The sequence below is a fragment of the Psychrobacter sp. 1Y10 genome (assembly GCF_052259005.1).
GTDB lineage: Bacteria > Pseudomonadota > Gammaproteobacteria > Pseudomonadales > Moraxellaceae > Psychrobacter > Psychrobacter saeujeotis.
Window position 1 is genome coordinate 122,440 of record NZ_JBQQES010000001.1, and the last position, 16,761, is coordinate 139,200.

Annotated in this window: 17 protein-coding genes; 9 read left to right on the plus strand and 8 right to left on the minus strand. The window is 41.5% G+C overall.

Annotation, left to right across the window (positions count from 1 at the left end; genetic code table 11):
- Nucleotides 1–167 precede the first annotated feature (167 nt).
- From ACTXGH_RS00540 to ACTXGH_RS00555, 4 genes are all read right to left on the minus strand, one after another.
- On the minus strand, nucleotides 168–971 hold the full coding sequence (locus tag ACTXGH_RS00540) for an SDR family NAD(P)-dependent oxidoreductase (protein ID WP_439295766.1): 804 nt from the start codon (nucleotides 969–971) through the stop codon (nucleotides 168–170).
- Nucleotides 971–2,110, minus strand: a complete 1,140-nt coding sequence (locus ACTXGH_RS00545) for an MBL fold metallo-hydrolase (protein ID WP_439295765.1) — start codon at nucleotides 2,108–2,110, stop codon at nucleotides 971–973. The genes ACTXGH_RS00540 and ACTXGH_RS00545 overlap by 1 nt, the downstream gene beginning before the upstream one ends.
- A 120-nt stretch (nucleotides 2,111–2,230) precedes the next feature.
- Nucleotides 2,231–3,136, minus strand: coding sequence for a LysR family transcriptional regulator (locus ACTXGH_RS00550; RefSeq protein WP_439295764.1), 906 nt, complete (start codon nucleotides 3,134–3,136; stop codon nucleotides 2,231–2,233).
- Between the two features lie 166 nt (nucleotides 3,137–3,302).
- Nucleotides 3,303–3,911, minus strand: a complete 609-nt coding sequence (locus ACTXGH_RS00555; protein ID WP_439295763.1) for a YceI family protein — start codon at nucleotides 3,909–3,911, stop codon at nucleotides 3,303–3,305.
- A gap of 532 nt (nucleotides 3,912–4,443) precedes the next feature.
- On the opposite strand from ACTXGH_RS00555, the gene ACTXGH_RS00560 reads away from it, so the two are divergent.
- From ACTXGH_RS00560 to ACTXGH_RS00570, 3 genes are all read left to right on the plus strand, one after another.
- Nucleotides 4,444–4,848 carry a DoxX family protein gene (locus ACTXGH_RS00560; protein ID WP_439295762.1) on the plus strand — a complete coding sequence of 135 codons (405 nt, stop codon included), beginning with the start codon at nucleotides 4,444–4,446 and terminating at the stop codon, nucleotides 4,846–4,848.
- Between the two features lie 63 nt (nucleotides 4,849–4,911).
- A complete protein-coding gene (locus ACTXGH_RS00565) occupies nucleotides 4,912–5,466 on the plus strand; it encodes an NADPH-dependent FMN reductase (RefSeq protein WP_439295761.1) in 555 nt (184 codons plus the stop codon).
- Entirely contained in the window at nucleotides 5,429–6,226 is a 798-nt protein-coding gene (locus tag ACTXGH_RS00570) for a YoaK family protein (protein WP_439295760.1), read from the plus strand. Before ACTXGH_RS00565 ends, ACTXGH_RS00570 begins: the two co-directional genes overlap by 38 nt.
- A gap of 206 nt (nucleotides 6,227–6,432) precedes the next feature.
- On the opposite strand, the gene ACTXGH_RS00575 is transcribed toward ACTXGH_RS00570, so the two are convergent.
- Complete coding sequence (locus ACTXGH_RS00575; RefSeq protein WP_439295759.1) at nucleotides 6,433–6,768, minus strand: GNAT family N-acetyltransferase; 336 nt, start codon at nucleotides 6,766–6,768, stop codon at nucleotides 6,433–6,435.
- Between the two features lie 281 nt (nucleotides 6,769–7,049).
- Here ACTXGH_RS00575 and ACTXGH_RS00580 point away from each other — a divergent pair, with 281 nt between their 5' ends.
- The 3 genes from ACTXGH_RS00580 to ACTXGH_RS00590 all read left to right on the plus strand — a co-directional run bounded on the left by ACTXGH_RS00580 (nucleotide 7,050) and on the right by ACTXGH_RS00590 (nucleotide 9,725).
- Nucleotides 7,050–7,763 (plus strand): pirin family protein, encoded by a 714-nt coding sequence (locus ACTXGH_RS00580; RefSeq protein ID WP_439261946.1) that lies wholly within the window; start codon nucleotides 7,050–7,052, stop codon nucleotides 7,761–7,763.
- Between the two features lie 205 nt (nucleotides 7,764–7,968).
- Nucleotides 7,969–8,907: a pirin family protein gene (locus ACTXGH_RS00585; protein WP_439295758.1), complete on the plus strand. Its 939-nt coding sequence runs from the start codon at nucleotides 7,969–7,971 to the stop codon at nucleotides 8,905–8,907.
- Between the two features lie 206 nt (nucleotides 8,908–9,113).
- Nucleotides 9,114–9,725, plus strand: coding sequence for a nitroreductase family protein (locus tag ACTXGH_RS00590; protein ID WP_439295757.1), 612 nt, complete (start codon nucleotides 9,114–9,116; stop codon nucleotides 9,723–9,725).
- 152 nt (nucleotides 9,726–9,877) lie between these two features.
- Here the strand turns inward: ACTXGH_RS00590 and ACTXGH_RS00595 are convergent, their stop codons facing one another.
- The 3 genes from ACTXGH_RS00595 to nadR all read right to left on the minus strand — a co-directional run bounded on the left by ACTXGH_RS00595 (nucleotide 9,878) and on the right by nadR (nucleotide 12,403).
- Nucleotides 9,878–10,324 carry an Mpo1 family 2-hydroxy fatty acid dioxygenase gene (locus ACTXGH_RS00595; protein ID WP_439261940.1) on the minus strand — a complete coding sequence of 149 codons (447 nt, stop codon included), beginning with the start codon at nucleotides 10,322–10,324 and terminating at the stop codon, nucleotides 9,878–9,880.
- Between the two features lie 172 nt (nucleotides 10,325–10,496).
- Nucleotides 10,497–11,240 (minus strand): nicotinamide riboside transporter PnuC, encoded by a 744-nt coding sequence (gene pnuC, locus ACTXGH_RS00600; RefSeq protein WP_439261939.1) that lies wholly within the window; start codon nucleotides 11,238–11,240, stop codon nucleotides 10,497–10,499.
- A 107-nt stretch (nucleotides 11,241–11,347) separates the two neighbouring features.
- Nucleotides 11,348–12,403, minus strand: a complete 1,056-nt coding sequence (nadR, locus tag ACTXGH_RS00605) for a multifunctional transcriptional regulator/nicotinamide-nucleotide adenylyltransferase/ribosylnicotinamide kinase NadR (protein WP_439295756.1) — start codon at nucleotides 12,401–12,403, stop codon at nucleotides 11,348–11,350.
- 605 nt (nucleotides 12,404–13,008) lie between these two features.
- Between nadR and ACTXGH_RS00610 the strand changes: the two genes are divergently transcribed.
- From ACTXGH_RS00610 to glyS, 3 genes are all read left to right on the plus strand, one after another.
- Nucleotides 13,009–13,221: a PspC domain-containing protein gene (locus ACTXGH_RS00610; protein ID WP_439295755.1), complete on the plus strand. Its 213-nt coding sequence runs from the start codon at nucleotides 13,009–13,011 to the stop codon at nucleotides 13,219–13,221.
- Nucleotides 13,222–13,642: 421 nt separating this feature from the next.
- Nucleotides 13,643–14,638, plus strand: coding sequence for a glycine--tRNA ligase subunit alpha (gene glyQ, locus ACTXGH_RS00615; RefSeq protein ID WP_439295810.1), 996 nt, complete (start codon nucleotides 13,643–13,645; stop codon nucleotides 14,636–14,638).
- 9 nt (nucleotides 14,639–14,647) lie between these two features.
- A complete protein-coding gene (gene glyS / locus ACTXGH_RS00620; RefSeq protein ID WP_439295754.1) occupies nucleotides 14,648–16,741 on the plus strand; it encodes a glycine--tRNA ligase subunit beta in 2,094 nt (697 codons plus the stop codon).
- Nucleotides 16,742–16,761: the final 20 nt, after the last annotated feature.

A 16,761-nucleotide genomic window follows, 5' to 3' on the forward strand; every position in this document is an offset into this window, starting at 1 on the left:
GCAAGACTGTTTTGATGATTAGATAGAGTAGAGTATCGAAAAAACATCTACCATCCGTTACTGTCTTAGTTCGGTGGGAATTATGTAGATGCGATAGTGAAAGGTGTTATTAGCCATAAAAAAGCCAAGCAATATGCTTGGCTTATATCTACAAGTTGATGAGCAAATTACCTTTTCATAGACAATGCCACGGTCTTATTACCTATCCAATTCACCCATTTCACTGGGAAGAAGCGCAGCTGTAATCTTATTAAGTTTGCCATTACGCCTGGTACGACTAGGAACTCTCGGTTTTCCACACCTTTTAACATGGATTTAACCGCTCTCTCAATCTTTAGCTCACCTGCTAGCTTTTTCATACCGACGCCAGCTTGCGACATGACGCCGACTTCAGATTGCGTCAATGGTGTATCTATCGGCGGCGGCGCAAAGACAGTGATATCGATACCCAATGGCTTCCATTCAAAGCTTATCGACTGCACCATGCCCCAAATAGCAAACTTCGACGCGCTATAAGAGCTGTAGCCATAACTGCCAGTGAAAGATGACATAGAAGCGGTAACCATGACTTGCTTGCCACGTGACAAAAACGGACGTACGGCAGCCAGAACGTTGCGCGTACCAAACAGGTTGATATTTATCACCCGTTCAAACTGCTCTTGGCTCATATCATCAAAAGTCCAAGGCCCTGTAATCCCCACGAAATGCATTAAAATATCTGGTGATAAGCTTTCGGCAGCTGTAGCGATTTGCTTAGTGGTCATATCCGCATCGGTCACATCCAACTGATAGGTTGCAATCGAAGCGTCATTTTTATTCATAGCTTGTAAGGTTGGTAGTACCTCATCGAGCGGTTGTACATCAAAAAGTACTAAATTGGAACCTTGGTTAATCAGTTGCTTGGCAGTTTCAAGTCCGATACCAGATGCCGCGCCAGTGATATAAACCGTCTTATTGGTAAAATAACCCATTAGGCACTTTCCTTTTGCAAGGAGCTATTTCTGGTGGCAGTTGTCTGCGTTGAGCGACTTTTTTTCGATTTTTTATGTAAGGTTCCAAATTTTGCTTCACCGATGAGATGACTGACTTTATGACCAGGGATAAGCCAGTAAGGGGTCGCTTCACTGCTTGAGGCACAGTTAGGAAAGTTAGGGTTTTTAGAGGGACCGGCGATGGTTTTTTCGACGACCATTGAGATATATTGATCATTACTGCCTTCTAGCGTGTTGCCGTTTAGGATCACCTCCATGCCTGTCTGCTGAGCATAACGGCGGATGGCATTCACTTTTGAATTCATTGGCGCATAAGCATCTGCGCCCACGCCATTCTCTGAGGTGACTCTTATCCCATCGAGCACACGTGCGACTAGCGAATGGTTACCCTCGGTATGGCCTGGGGTATGTACTAGTGCCAAGCCTTCGCCCAATTTGATGCTACCAGTAAACTTAATGACTTTATTAGGGTCGACGCCTTCGATACCGTTGGGGCAATACCAATCTGCTTGTACTGGTAGCAAAGCAGTGGTGCTTAGCCATTCTTGTTCATGCACCAAAATCTTGGCATTAGGGAAGTAGGCGACGTTATCTTTGGTGCCTAGCCAGCGGCGTATATCTTGGGTATGTAGATGATCGTAGCTGATGTAATCGACATCTTCTGGAGCTAAACCGACTTCGGCTAATGCGCCAGTCACATCACGGATGATGGGAGCAACCACGCTTTCAAGAGGCGACCAGTTGGGCATCTTGTCCGTTAAGCGTTTAAAAAACGGCGTCTCGCGATCCGCTTCGATATCAGAAGGAGAGAATAACAAGGTCTTTAATTCGTCTAAAAAGTCATAATATTGAATGATAAAAATGCGGTTTAAGATATGAAGATAGGGGAATTTATAAGTGCTTTGCGTATAGACGCCGCTGTAAGCGTACCACGTTGGGTAGGGTACTCTGACCATGTCCGCGCTTTGATAAAATTGAACAGGTGGCTCATCTATAAAGCGTTCTCTAAACGCGCTTGCCTGCTTGCGAGCTACATGTAAGCGCTCTTGAGGTAGGGGACTTTGACGTACATTGTCAAAGTCATTAATCGCTTTCATACCTAGTGCTTGCAAATCCATAATGCATCTCCTTATGATTGATGGATATCTTGACACAATACTAGCAACATTGTTTTGGGGTTTATAGCGACTTTAGAAAACTGTTGAGTCTTATTAAATTAGGCTTGCTTGTGTTTTTTATTAGAATTCATCCCAATAAGGATCGTCACCAAAACGCTCTGCAATAAAATCGATCAAATAGCGACAGCGCTGTGATAAAAAGCGGTTTTTTGGATATACCGCATAGGCGTTTAGTGTGGGCAATTGGTATTGCTTAAGAATAGGTATTAGCTCACCTTTAGCCAGTTTTTGATAAGCGATAAAGGTTGGTATAAAAATAATACCGTGATCTTTCACTGCCAAATCTACTAAGAACTCACCATTAGTCGCTTTGATTTTTGCGTTTATTGTATGGTTATGCTTTTTTCCTTGTGCATCAGTCAGCTGTAGGTTGCTTGTTTTACTAAGGCCATACTGCAAAAACTCATGTTCTTTTAAGTCTTCGAGCGTTTCAGGCGTTCCCATCTTTTCTAAATACTCAGGGCTGGCACAGAGCGCATAACGAATCAGCGCTAAACGTTTTGCCTGATAGCTAGAGTCTTGCAGCTCTCTAATACGAATGGCTAACTCAAAACCCTCTTCAATTAAGTCAACATGTCGATCAGAAAAATCTAAATCAAAGCTTAAATTGGGATGTTGATTGGCGTACTCATCGATCACATCATTTAAATGCATAAGCCCAAATGACAGGGGCGCTGTCATTTTGAGCGTGCCTTCAATGCGTGTAGGTGCACCACTGGTCTGCTCATTAAGTGCGTCAACTTCACTGAGGATATTGTTCGCCTGTCGATAATAATGCTCACCAGCCTCGGTCAAGTTAGACTGCCGTGTGGTCCGACTTATCAACTGGTTGCCCAAGCGAGACTCTAAATCTTTTAGTCGCCTACTTACAGCCGACTTAGCAACATCCAATTGCTCAGCGGCTTTAGTAATACTACCGGCTTCGACAATGCGTACAAACATTGCCATATCTTCTAGCTGTCCCATTTTAGCTGTCCTATTGTTATCTTAACTTATCGCTTTATAAGGGAGATTGTCTGCATAAAACTCTCATAAACACTTTCACAAAATAAAAAAAGCCGGGTTAAAAAACCCAGCTTCATTGTAGTACAGATTGTCTTAAGTGGACGAGCCATTGTTGTTTAAGGTCTACTTACTTAAGATCTGCTTGTTTACTGCCCTCTACCTGAATGACCAGCTTGACATCTTTCATCATACCGCCGTCTGTATAGGTATCGATACCCCATTTGGTTCTGTCGATAGTGGTTTCAAAATCACCACCACAAGCTTCTGCTTCTAACAAAGGACTATCGTAGCAGTTAAATTTAGTGGCTGTTAAAGTCACAGGATGGGTCTCATCAAGTAAGGTTAAGTCACCTTTGACGGCCTTAACTTTATTGCCATCAAACTGCCATTCAGTAGATTTAAAATAAGCCGTTGGATATTCTTTTACATTGAAAAAATCGGCAGACTTTAGATGCCCATCAAAGACTTTGAGGCCTGTGCTTAAGCTGCCCATAGGGATAGTAATACCTATAAAGCCTTTCTGCTCTTCAGGTGCGTACTCAAGAGTACCCGATAGATTATGAAAGCCGCCGCTGTTGGTCGTAGTGCCAAAGTGATCGACATAAAAGCGTACCGCGGTATGTTTGGGATCAAGCTCGTAAGTCGCTGCATGACCCAAAGTGCTAAGCATACCAAGCGCACTGATGGCTGCAAAAGTCATAGCACGATTCGCTTGTTTGATAGATTTTAAAGTCATTATAAATAATCCTTTTTAGATAAGTAAATTAATTACATTTAAGTTTGTACGTATAGGTAAGTAAGGGGTTTAGTAAATATAGTATTTCCTTTGATCGTCAGCATAAAACTGATTGAATCTGAAACTATATTATTAATTACTGCTTATACATAGAAGTAATAAGTTTAGCAAAGAACTACTTTATTTAAAGCCAAACACTATCAAGAGATGTGTAATTCCGTTATTTTTTTGTACTTTTTATAGAGTCTTCAATACTTTCCTAACTAAACTCTGCTATACAAGTGAATAGGTTTTAACCATCTTACATAGGACGTTTTTCGTAAATGATTCACTTATAAAAGTTCTTTTGTGAGCAAGAAGTTGTTAAATGTCTAGGTATTGTTCTGATAAAAAGAACATATATTTGAGATTATTACTGTTTATCTAAGTATAGTCAATGTCTACAATGAGTGCATTAAATAACTGAATCAACAATACTTAAATATATTTATTTTCATAAATATTTTAATTTACACTTTTATGGAGAGTGGCAATGGATAAATTACAAGACATAAGCGCCCCTATCGGTCGTCTGTTTTTATCAATGATTTTTATTTTTTCAGGGTTTAGTAAGATTACAGGTTATGCAGCGACAGCAGGCTATATGGAATCGGTGGGCGTACCAGGTATCTTGCTACCATTAGTGATTGCACTTGAGTTATTGGGCGGTATCGCTATCTTGATTGGCTTTAAAGCACGTCTAATATCGTTGTTGTTTGTTGGATTCAACATCGTTTCTGCACTTCTTTTCCATCAATTTTGGAATGATGAATCACAGATGAACCCATTTATGAAAAACATCGCTATGGCTGGTGGTTTCTTAATGATATTCGCTCATGGTCCAGGTGCTTATTCAGTTGATAAAGGTCATGCACCTAGAACAAGAACGTTACACTAAGCAACACAAAGCTAAGCACTGTCAAATCAATTAACGTACGGTAAATAGGAGGTCTTCATCATTATGAACACATCGACGAATATAGCCCTAGTCATCGGAAGCTTGCGTAAAGAATCAATTAACCGCAAGTTTGCTGAATTTATTGTGTCGCAGATACCAGAAAGTCTCACGGTAGAAGAAGTCAATATTGCAGACTTACCTCTCTATAACCAAGATTATGATGATACAACCATAGACAGCTACGAACGAGTTCGTCAGCAGTTAAAGAATGCTGACGCGGTGTTGATTGTCACACCAGAGCATAATCGCACCATGCCTGCTGCTTTAAAAAACGTCATCGACATCGCCTCTCGTCCTTATAAAGAGAGTGTGTGGGAAGGCAAAAAAGTAGCAGTAGTGACAGCATCACCAGGCACTTATGGGGGTAGAGTTAGCGGTCTCGATGTACGCAAAAGCATGCAGATGCTATCGGCTCAAATGATGATTAGCCCTGAAGTATACCTAGGCCATGCGACTGATAGCCTAAATGAAGATGGTAGTGTCAGTGAGCGCACGCAAAAATTCCTGCAAAAGTTTGTGGATGAGTTTGTCGTGTTTGCTGGAAATACTGGTGCATAACAGCGCCTCTAACAACACTGAATCTAACATTACAGCCTCTAAGAATGATAAGAGTGGCGCTCAAGATGATAAGCCGCCAAGCTTTTGGCAACGTTATCAAGCGCCTGTGTTGCTGACAGTCGTTGGTGGGGCTATCGATACTATTGGCTTTATCACCTTGTTTGGGTTTTTTACCGCTCATGTCACTGGTAACTTGGTGCTGGCAGGTAGCGGTCTGGTGAAAGGCGAAGATGGTCTATGGATTAAGCTTGCGTCTGTACCATTGTTTATTTTGACGGTAGTAGTAACGAAGATATACATAGATAAAAGCAAAAAACAGCAGCTGATACTGAGTCATTTATTATTAGCTGAAGCAGTGTTTTTGACCGCATTTATGGTTGCAGGCTTGTCTTTTCAACCTTTTATCGATGCAGGCGATATTACCGTTGCAATAACTGGCGGTTTGGGTTTGACTGCGTTAGCGATTCGTAATACTGCTAGCAAAACAGTCATCAAGCACATGAGTCCAACGGTACTGATGACTGGCAATACGACGCAACTAGGGATAGGTCTATCGGACTACTTATCCAATAGAACGTCTGAAAATGCTAAAAAGTTGGGACATAGCTCAGCACTGGTCATAAGCTTTGTAATAGGCGCGTTGTTAGGCGCTGTACTATATGTCAAGTTGAGCTATTGGGCCGTTGGTCTGTTTGTACTGCCCGTACTCTATTTATCATTTTTGGCCAAAGATAAAGAATTTTTACAGAATATTGGTTAAGAGCTTTTTGTGTTGTTAAGTCGCTCTGTTAATTTATTATTTGTTAAAGTAGGGCTATTCAATTACGACAGTCTAATCTTCAATGAGTAAACCATCAAAGGTAAAGATTTTTGAAAAAGGTTAAATAGTTTATCGTTAAATCAAAAACGCCACGCTTTTTAGCATGGCGTTTTTTTGTCTTTAAAATCTGATGTTCAAAATGTGAGTTACGGCGTAGCGTTATGAAAGACAGAGTTGTCTTGATACTCAGGATGCTTGTCGATGTAGGATTTGACGTAAGGACAAGTCGGTTTAACTCTTAAACCCTTTGCCGCTGCATCATCTAAGATGTATTTCACTAAGTAACCGGCGATACCCTGACCACCAAGCGCTTCTGGCACTTCAGTATGTTTATACTCGATGCCTTTTTCACCCTGACTGGTAGTAAAAAACTCGTAGTCCTCTAATGCAATTTGATCATCAATATGGATCTCAAAACGTTTTTGTTCAGTATTGTCAATGACCTCATAATCTAGAGGCTGTTTGTTTAATTCATTAGACATGTTTAGCTTTCCTTATTAGTTAATATTATGTGTTTAACGTTTTATAAATTTAACACAATTTAGTTAACATTAATAATATTAACAGCTTATGCTGATTGTTCTGTTATGAATATATTACTCTATTTAGGTTTTTATATTGTTCTTGAAATAAGAATAGTTATTTGCTATTTACCTTGTTTATCTCTCAACCAACAACAATTATAATAGCTCCATTGTTTAGACAAGTTCGTTAATCATAAATTTTCAGACATGTTTAACTACTCAATAAATAAGGATAAATTATGAAAACTATCTATCATGCAGCAGATTCTCGTGGTGATGCAAACCATGGCTGGCTCAAAAGCAAGCACACCTTTAGCTTTGCAAACTACCACAATCCAGAACGTATGGGCTTTGGCGCACTACGCGTAATCAACGATGACCATGTGAGCGCAGGTCAAGGTTTTGGTAAGCATTCGCACCGTGATATGGAAATCATTAGTATTCCATTATCGGGTAAGCTTGGTCATGGCGATAATATTGGTAACAACGGCATCATCGAAACGGGTGAAATCCAAGTCATGTCAGCCGGTACTGGTATCACGCATAGTGAGATGAATGGCGACAATGAAGAAGATGTAAAGTTTCTACAGATCTGGGTCATTCCAAACAAAATGAATGTAGAGCCTCGTTATCAGCAAGTACGCATGGACGATATCATGCAGCATAATGAGTTCACCCAAGTACTGTCACCTAATCCTGACGATGCTGGCGTGTGGATTCATCAAAATGCTTGGTTCAGCATGGGCGATTTTGACAAAGGCGTCACTCAGACCTATCAGCTAAACGATGCCAATAACGGTGTTTATATATTGGTTCTTGAAGGTAAGGTCACTGTAAACGGTCACACTTTGGATACTCGTGATGGCCTTGGTGTTTGGGATACTAAGAACTTCACAATGGATGTAGAAGAAGACGCTAAAGTACTACTAATGGAAGTACCGATGAGTTTATAAGCCACTTTGAGCTTATAAGATACGTCTTTTTAAATGATAATATTTAGAAGATGTTAAGATTATAAAATACGATAATTAAAAGTAGCGTGGTGAGATATTTATAACATCTATGTTTTAGCGCTACTTTTATTTTTACATACCGTATGTCAGGCCGTATCATTTTCATTACATTGACTGTCACATAATAGATAATAAGAGGTGAACCATGAGTATCGAAACCCTAGAACCGCGTTTGGCAGATGTTGGCGGTATTCCAATTGCCCGTCTTTTACCAAATAAAGGCAAAGAGCCTATTGGTCCTTGGTGCTTTTTGGATCATGCAGGCCCTGCCGAATTCGATGAAGATGACTCAGGCATGCAAGTCGGCCGTCATCCGCATACTAATCTGCAAACTTTTAGCTGGATGTTGAATGGCGAAGTGCTGCACAAAGACAGCTTGGGTAACGAGCAAGTTATTACCAAAAACCAAGTCAATGTCATGACTGCAGGGACAGGCCTTAATCGCGGTATCAGCCATACTGAGCAAAGTGTCTTCCCAGATACGGGTGGCTCACCAGATGCGGCACGTGCGCTAAGCATGGTGCAACTATGGATCGCACTACCAACCGACCAAGAGATTGAGCCAAGTTTCCATCATTATCCAGAGCTACCAACGTGGACGGAAGATAGCGTTGAGATGATTCTGACGACCGGTAGCTATAACAGTATCACAGGGGAGCGCTATGAGGCGCCAACCGTACAGTACTCAAAAATGGTCGGTATCGATGTGTACTGGGTCGAAGACGGTGAAGTTACGCTGAACCTAGAGCCAGGCTTTGAGTATGGGATCTTGGTGACCGAAGGCGAGATTGAGTCTGAGGGCAAAGTCTGCCCGCAAGATCAGCTACTACGCTTCCACGATAGCGATGTCGCTAACAATGAGAGCATCAAGCTGGTCGCTAAAAAGGGTACTCGTGTGATGTTTATCGGCGGTGAGCCTTTGAATAATCAAGTACTACTATGGTGGAACTTCGTCGCTGATAATAAAGAAGAGATTGAGCAATCAATTATTGACTGGAACAATGGTCATGAGCGCTTTGGCGATGTTGATTCTGATATGAAGCGGTTGGTAGCGCCAGAATTACCTGAAGGCTTTAAAGGCTAATTTGATAACAAAGACGATTTGTTAAATTATCTTTTTAAAGAAGATTTATAATTAAGTTTTTTTACAAAAAGGAAATAAGGATTTAATCCAGTTTTCTTTATAATAAATGAAATTAATCTAGTGGATGGTTATCAGATATGACTTTTTAATCATACTCATCTAGCGTTTATTTTAATCAATACACATTAATAATTTGGAGAAAATCTATGTCAGACCTAAAAGATCTACAACAATTGGCTGAAAAACGTCGTTCTATCTATGCACTAAGCAATAAGCTGCCAGTGTCTAATGATGAGGTCATTAAACTGGTTGAGCATGCTATTTTGCACACGCCATCAGCGTTTAACTCACAATCAACGCGTATCGTTGTATTATTCGGTGACGATCATCAAAAGCTGTGGGATATCACTGAAGAGACCTTGAAGGTTATAGTTGGCGATAATGAGAAGTTCCAAGGTACGAAAGATAAAATCGCAGGCTTTAAAGCAGGCGCCGGTACGATATTGTTCTTTGAAGACAAAGGCGTGGTCAGAAACATGCAAGAAGCAGCGCCTTTATATGCGGACAAATTCCCAATTTGGGCACACCAAACCAACGCCATGCATCAGTATGTGATTTGGACGGCATTGGCAAGTATCGATGTTGGCGCAAACTTGCAACATTATAATCCAGTAATTGACCAGCAAGTTGCCGATACTTGGAATATCGCTGATGACTGGGAGTTGAATGCACAAATGGTGTTTGGTGCGATCGAGCAGCCAGCTGGCGACAAAGAGTTTAAGCCAGTAGAAGAGCGTATGAAAGTATTTGGTAAATAATACCCAGGCTCAGTAATATAAAAGATGAAGAGCTAAAAAAAGCGCCATCCAGTTAAGGGGTGGCGCTTTTTTAGGTGTAAAAACTATCAATACGTAAGTTGTGGCTACATAGCGCGCTAAACATAAAGCGTTGCGCTGTTAAACGGTGGTTATTAGCTGTTTTTGCCACCCATAAGGCTGTTGGCCACCCAAGCAGGGCCAATCAATAAAAACTGTAAGTCTTCAAAAAACGATGGTTTTTTGCCTTCAATTTTATGACCGATAAACTGTCCAATCCAAGCGACAATAAAAATACCTGCCCAAATCTTAAATCCCCATGGCAGCAAGCTCATCACTGACAGACAAATAAGAATGAAAATTCCCATCGCCATAAATAGTGGCGTAGAGAGTTGCATATAAAATAGTAATACCAAAGCACTAAGTACCAGAGTAAACCAGACTGAGAGCGACATTCCCATCCCTAAAAGGCTGACAAAGATAGTCGGGACGCAAAGCCAATGAATTTTCTTATTGACTAAGTTTTGGTGGCTGACAGAGTACTCACTGAGCCATTGTTCAAGTGTACGTTTGGACATACCTGTACGATTGATACGCGACATACTAACCTCCTTGTTAGTGTTTGAGTGCTTACGAGTAGTTAAGTCATTACTGAACCATCAGTTTTAACACTATCTAAGACAATCTACCATATTATTAGCTAGACCATGCAGTCATAAGGCCTTGTTTTGGTAGCGTTATTCGCCATTTAACTATCTAATATTCTTATTAACTTTAAACTTCTACTGCATCTTGCTCGCTACGATGCCATTCGTACAAGCCGATAAAGGCATTGACTTGATAAACCATGGTTTGAATAGCAAAAATATAGTTGCCAGACATCAAGTTTACGATTAACCAAACGAAGTTGACGATAATCCACAGCCACCAGTTAAACGAATAGCGCAGAACCATAGCAGCCTGTGCGGTAATAGACAGTACAAAGGCTAAGACGTTGATCCAAAAAAAAGAAATAACGCCCAAAAACTTACTATTATCATCTTCTACAACAGCATAACCATAGCTTGCTAGTATGTCGTTGACTGTCGGAAATAGTGCTAAACCAATGACAATAAAGGTGGCGGTGATAAGCCAAACCCATTTACTGGCTGATTTAGGTACCATGTCCCCATCGAGGTCGGTGTGCTTGGACCAATAAAACAATCCATAAACATGGGTAAAAAAGTTAAATAATGGCGCAAGCATCAAGCCCACTGCACCAGACGTTGCTTGTACGACCACCTCACCAGCGGTCGCCGCCATACCAAGACCGTTACCCATGACGTTTTTGCGAAATGACAGCGACACCACACAGATCAAGCCGACAAAAGAGACTCCCAAATAAAACATGTCAAGGGTTGTGTGTTCTGTAGTGAGCCAAAAGCCTGTAGATAGTGCAACCACACCGCAAATGAACCAGATAACAATCCATTGCATGGACCATTTTCCAGTAATGTTATCTAATAGCTGAATGCGCATAACTTGTTTTCCTAAAAATATATCAGGGAGGTACTGACAAAAATGATATTATTATAAATGTGGTATTCGTGAATCTCCGAAACTTCGGATTATGATGAAACTTTAAACTATGATTTTGGTATGTTTTTACCATAAATATACTGATCGATAAATCGTAACGCTTGCTGATAGCGAGCGTCGTAGTCAGGTTCATCGATCAAATATGGTGCTATATCATGCCGTACAAATATATCGATAAGACGCTGCTCAAAACGTCCACGTGCATCAGGGTCTCCCAATGAGCGCATGCCATCGTCAACCCATGGTGTGTTGTTATCTAGCATGATCGTATGGTCTAAGCGAAACTCGTCAATACTGGCAGTGACAAATGGGTGAGTACGACCTTCATACTCTTCACAAAATGCTTGTGTGGTCACAAAATCTGTATCAACAATAGTAACAGGGGCGGTTGCTACAGCAGTAGCATCTCGAATGGCCTGTGCATGATCAAGCGCAATAGGCCCATAATCACTGTATTGTAGACCAATTTCACTACCGCCTAAGTCCGTCCCTACGTACAAGCGTCCCATCTCTAACGCAAAACTCGCCCCATAATAGTTAGCAAGCTTATGGACTAAAGTGGTCTTCCCTGAGCTTTCACCGCCAACGATAGCGACCGTCTTTGTGTAATCACCGCGTGCTTGTGGATGAATCGCTGACCAATGGGCGATGGGATCACAAGCGATAGCATAAGAGTCAAATTCAGGCTGAAGTGGGGTAGTGACCACTGTCATCAGTAATTGCTCATGAATGTCGCTCTGCGCCAATGGATGATTATCCGCGACGAATAAAACCGCTTCTGCGGGTAAGTTGAGCGCAGCGATTAAACGTTGCAGTCTAGCATTGCTGGCTGGGACATCAATCTTGATATCATCAAAGCTATCATGAAGTGGTAGCTCAATCTCATGAGTGGTGTGAATGTGGATAAACGGCAGATCTGCACAAGCCATCTGGAGCCAGCGGGCTTTATCTTGTAGCGTAATAGTGAAGTCTGGATGCGGTGACGGGTGAGCGGTAATGATGATGTGTAACGATTTTGCTTGTCCTGCAGCGTCTAAAATACTACGCATTTGCCCTAAGTGTAGCGGTTCAAAGTGTCCAATCATCAAGCCGTTATCGTACATATTGTTCCCTAAGTTGTTCTCTAAAAGTGACTTATCAAATGTTTTATTGCTCAAATTTTTATCTGTTATTTATCATGGATTATATGACACAGAGCCTTACTTAGCACAGACTATATAAAGCTTTTCGCTCTGATGCAGGTACCTTATTGTAAACTACTGCTTGGTTTTTGTGAGTCTATTTCAATACGTCACTATATCAAACGATAAAATTATCCATTATTGACTAACCATACTTTTATATCAAAAGTAACAGAGCAAACTACCAGTAGAATAAGAGAAAGATAAGCGTAACAAAGGTTATTCTGAAACATTTTGAAATACCTATTTAAAATCAAGTAGTTAGAGGTGGTCATCGATATATTAGGGTAAGTTTAAGTAGCATAAATTCACAAAGCATACCTACATGAATAACAGATGGTAAGTAAATCATTGCTATAATTATCTCAAGTCAAAAAACAACAAATGCGCAAACAAACACTATTAGAATTTTTACTGAAAGTTGAGTTAATAACGGTTTGGTTTTCTAATAATTGTTCAAAGCATGATTTTCACGCATTTTATAATAATAACGCTAATTGAAAGTAAAAAAAGAAGAGGTATGGATTTTGGGTAAATTAGCAAAATTACATCGTTCACAAAATAGCCGTATGATCGCTGGTGTGATGGGAGGTATTGCAGAGTATGTAGGTTGGTCACCAACTTGGGTACGCCTTTTATTTGTAATAATCTCTACGTTGAGTGCAGCAGTACCTGGCATATTAATTTACGTTATCTTATGGGTCGTTATGCCTAAAGCCTCAAATCAGTCTTATCAGTAATATAATTTATAGTCAGTTATACAGCATTATCAAACTTAATAAACGAATAATAATAATAGTAACATGCTACAAAGGTTGCTTATAAAGTGCACAAGCCTTAAGCATAAATCAATAGCAGCCATACAGCTTTCCTCCTGCCCAGATGTTAATTCATCTGGGTATTTTTTTGTTGTCTGGTTTTACGCTACTTGATGATCATGACGTTTATGAATGTCTAGATACCATTTTATTATTCGATATGACTTACTAGCAAGATAAATTTAGTTGCGGTAAATATGGATAAAATATCCGTTTTTTAGTAAGGTGAGCAGGCAAATAGATATGTAGCCAAATGCGCTACACGAACAGTTAGCATAGATGTTTGTTACGTTCGGTCTAACCTTCTTAATTCCATAGTGATTTTCTTATGAATTCTCAACCGATGACTTTTCAAGATTTAATCTTAACCTTACAGAATTATTGGGCTGACAAAGGCTGTGTGGTCTTGCAACCTTATGATATGGAAGTTGGCGCGGGTACCTTTCATACGGCGACTTTTTTGCGCTCACTTGGTCCTGAGCGTTGGAACGCCGCTTATGTGCAGCCATCACGTCGTCCAACTGATGGCCGTTACGGCGATAACCCCAACCGTCTACAGCATTACTATCAGTTTCAAGTAGTGCTAAAACCCAACCCGCCCAATATCCAAGAGTTATATTTAGACTCATTAAGAGCCATTGGTATTGATCCTTTAGTGCATGATGTGCGTTTCGTTGAGGATAATTGGGAATCACCTACGCTTGGCGCTTGGGGGCTTGGTTGGGAGATTTGGCTCAACGGTATGGAGGTGACGCAGTTCACTTATTTTCAGCAAGTCGGCGGTATTGAATGCTTCCCAGTCACAGGCGAGATTACTTATGGTCTTGAACGCTTGGCGATGTATGTACAAGGCGTCGATAGTGTTTATGACTTGGTTTGGACAGATGGTGAGTTTGGCCGTGTCACCTATGGCGATGTCTTTCATCAAAACGAAGTTGAACAATCAACCTATAACTTTGAGCACGCTGATGTGCCAAAGATGGGTGAGTTTTTTGATTTTTATGAAGCGCAAGCGGATAAATTGGTTGCCGAAGGCTTGCCATTACCAGCGTATGAGATGGTGCTAAAAGCCTCACATGCTTTCAATTTGCTCGATGCACGCGGTGCTATTTCGGTTACTGAACGTCAGCGCTTCATTTTACGTGTGCGAACGCTAGCGCGTAAAGTGGCTCTTAGTTATGTCGAAGCGCGTGCCAAGCTTGGTTTTCCATTGGCAGATGACGATCACCGTCAAGCGGCGCTTGATAAGTATTTGCCAAAAGAAGAGCCTGAGACGGCAGCTGAAATAGCGGACAAAAACCAGTCTAACGACAATCATCAAACGACTAATAATAAATAGGAGCATCCCATGAGTACGATATTATTTGAATTGGGGTGTGAAGAGCTGCCTCCAAAAAGCCTAAAACCACTACGTGATGCCATGCAAGCCAGTGTCATCGAACAATTAAACGAATTTAATATTAGCTTTGATAGTATTAAAGCTTTTGCCGCACCGCGTCGTTTGGCACTTCAGATTCAAGGAATTAGCGATAAGCAGCCAGATCGCATGGAACAAAAGCGTGGCCCTGCTATTAAAGCGGCATTTGACGCTGATGGTAACCCGACGCGCGCAGCAATGGGCTTTGCCAAAGGCTTAGGCATCAATGCCAGCGAGCTTGTCACTATCAACACCGATAAAGGCGATTATGTTGGCTACGAGCAGACCATTCATGGTCAGGCAACGACTGAGTTACTGCCTACTATTTTTCAGGCAGCGCTAGATAATTTGCCAATTGCCAAACGCATGCGTACAGGTGCGAGTCGTGATGAGTTCGTGCGTCCAGTACAGTGGACAGTATTAATGCAAGATGATGCTGTCATTGATGCGGTGATTCAGGGACATCAGACCAGCAATCAAACCCGCGGTCACCGCTTCCACAGTCCTGACTATCATAATATTGCTCACGCCAATGATTATGAGGAGCTCCTTACTGACCTAAAAGTTGTGGCCGATTTTGATAAGCGTCAAACAATGATCAAAAACCAAGTCAAAGCATTGGCGGATGAAGTCAATGCTGATGCGATCGTGCCGCAAGACTTGCTTGATGAAGTGACGGCGTTGGTCGATTACCCTATTGCATTACGTGCAAGCTTTGAGCCGCGCTTTTTGCAAGTGCCACAAGAAGCGCTAATCTCCACCATGCAAGCGGATCAAAAGTACTTTTGCTTGACTGATAAAGCAGGTAAGTTGCAACCGTACTTTATTTTTATTACTAATATCGAGTCAAAAGACCCCAATCAAATCATCGAGGGTAATGAGAAAGTGGTGCGACCACGTCTGGCTGATGCCGAGTTTTTCTTCTTACAAGATCAAAAGCAGCCATTGTTTGCACTAACTGAAAGCCTCAAAACCCGTGTGTTTCAAGACAAGCTGGGTACGATTTGGGAAAAGTCTGAGCGTATTGCTAAGCTTGCTGCCTTTATTGCTACCTTGATGCAACAGCAAGATCGTGATATTAGTGTTGATGAAACAGTACGCGCGGCTATGTTGTCCAAGGCGGACTTGGCAAGCTCGCTTGTTGGTGAGTATCCTGAATTGCAAGGTATCGCTGGTACTTATTATGCGCGTTTAAATGATGAGCCAGAAGCCGTCGCTACAAGCCTGCAAGAGCAGTATTTACCTAAATTTAGCGGCGATATATTACCGCAGACGCAGATTGGTATCTGCTTAGCGCTAGCTGATCGCTTAGATACGCTCGTCGGTATCTTTGCAATCGATCAAGCGCCAACTGGTTCAAAAGATCCGTTTAGCCTGCGTCGCTCTGCTATTGGTATCTTGCGGATTTTAATTGAAAAACAGCTACCGATTAATTTGGTAGCATTGGTTGAGCAAGCGATCAAAGGCTACAGCACAAGCGATGGCAGCAAAATCACTAAGATGGGTGATACTTTCACCCAAGTGATGGCGTTCTTAAATTCGCGTTATCGAGCGATGTATACAGAGCAAGGAGTGAGCGTCGATACCATCCAAGCAGTACAAGCGATTAATCCGCATATGCCACTAGATTTTGATCAGCGTATTCGCGCAGTACAAGCGTTTAGCGAGTTGCCTCAAGCTTCGATGTTAGCCGACTCTAATAAACGGGTGGCTAATATTTTAGCCAAGTCAGAAATAACCGTTGCTGACAATGTCGATGAAGCATTACTGAGCGAAGCGGCCGAACAGAATCTGTATCAAGCTGTTCAGCAAGCACAAGAGGCTGTAGAACCGCTACTTGAGCAAGCTGATTATACGCAAATATTGCAAACGCTCGCCAGCTTAGATGGGCCATTGACGCAGTTCTTTGATAACGTGATGGTCAATAGTGACGATGCAGCGCTTAAAAACAACCGCTTAGCCTTGCTCAAACAAGTACGAGCCTTGTTCTTAACCGTGGCTGACATCAGCGAGCTACAACTATAACCTTATGGTTTAAGCTCGCT

Bases quoted from the DNA above. Each gene is read 5' to 3' on its own strand.
- ACTXGH_RS00565 (WP_439295761.1), top strand. From the start codon at position 4,912: ATGAACACATCGACGAATATAGCCCTAGTCATCGGAAGCTTGCGTAAA.
- ACTXGH_RS00575 (WP_439295759.1), bottom strand. From the start codon at position 6,768: ATGTCTAATGAATTAAACAAACAGCCTCTAGATTATGAGGTCATTGAC.
- ACTXGH_RS00595 (WP_439261940.1), bottom strand. From the start codon at position 10,324: ATGTCGCGTATCAATCGTACAGGTATGTCCAAACGTACACTTGAACAA.
- ACTXGH_RS00560 (WP_439295762.1), top strand. From the start codon at position 4,444: ATGGATAAATTACAAGACATAAGCGCCCCTATCGGTCGTCTGTTTTTA.
- ACTXGH_RS00555 (WP_439295763.1), bottom strand. From the start codon at position 3,911: ATGACTTTAAAATCTATCAAACAAGCGAATCGTGCTATGACTTTTGCA.
- glyS (WP_439295754.1), top strand. From the start codon at position 14,648: ATGAGTACGATATTATTTGAATTGGGGTGTGAAGAGCTGCCTCCAAAA.
- ACTXGH_RS00550 (WP_439295764.1), bottom strand. From the start codon at position 3,136: ATGGGACAGCTAGAAGATATGGCAATGTTTGTACGCATTGTCGAAGCC.
- ACTXGH_RS00590 (WP_439295757.1), top strand. From the start codon at position 9,114: ATGTCAGACCTAAAAGATCTACAACAATTGGCTGAAAAACGTCGTTCT.
- ACTXGH_RS00580 (WP_439261946.1), top strand. From the start codon at position 7,050: ATGAAAACTATCTATCATGCAGCAGATTCTCGTGGTGATGCAAACCAT.
- pnuC (WP_439261939.1), bottom strand. From the start codon at position 11,240: ATGCGCATTCAGCTATTAGATAACATTACTGGAAAATGGTCCATGCAA.
- nadR (WP_439295756.1), bottom strand. From the start codon at position 12,403: ATGTACGATAACGGCTTGATGATTGGACACTTTGAACCGCTACACTTA.
- ACTXGH_RS00570 (WP_439295760.1), top strand. From the start codon at position 5,429: ATGAGTTTGTCGTGTTTGCTGGAAATACTGGTGCATAACAGCGCCTCT.
- ACTXGH_RS00585 (WP_439295758.1), top strand. From the start codon at position 7,969: ATGAGTATCGAAACCCTAGAACCGCGTTTGGCAGATGTTGGCGGTATT.
- ACTXGH_RS00540 (WP_439295766.1), bottom strand. From the start codon at position 971: ATGGGTTATTTTACCAATAAGACGGTTTATATCACTGGCGCGGCATCT.
- ACTXGH_RS00545 (WP_439295765.1), bottom strand. From the start codon at position 2,110: ATGGATTTGCAAGCACTAGGTATGAAAGCGATTAATGACTTTGACAAT.
- glyQ (WP_439295810.1), top strand. From the start codon at position 13,643: ATGACTTTTCAAGATTTAATCTTAACCTTACAGAATTATTGGGCTGAC.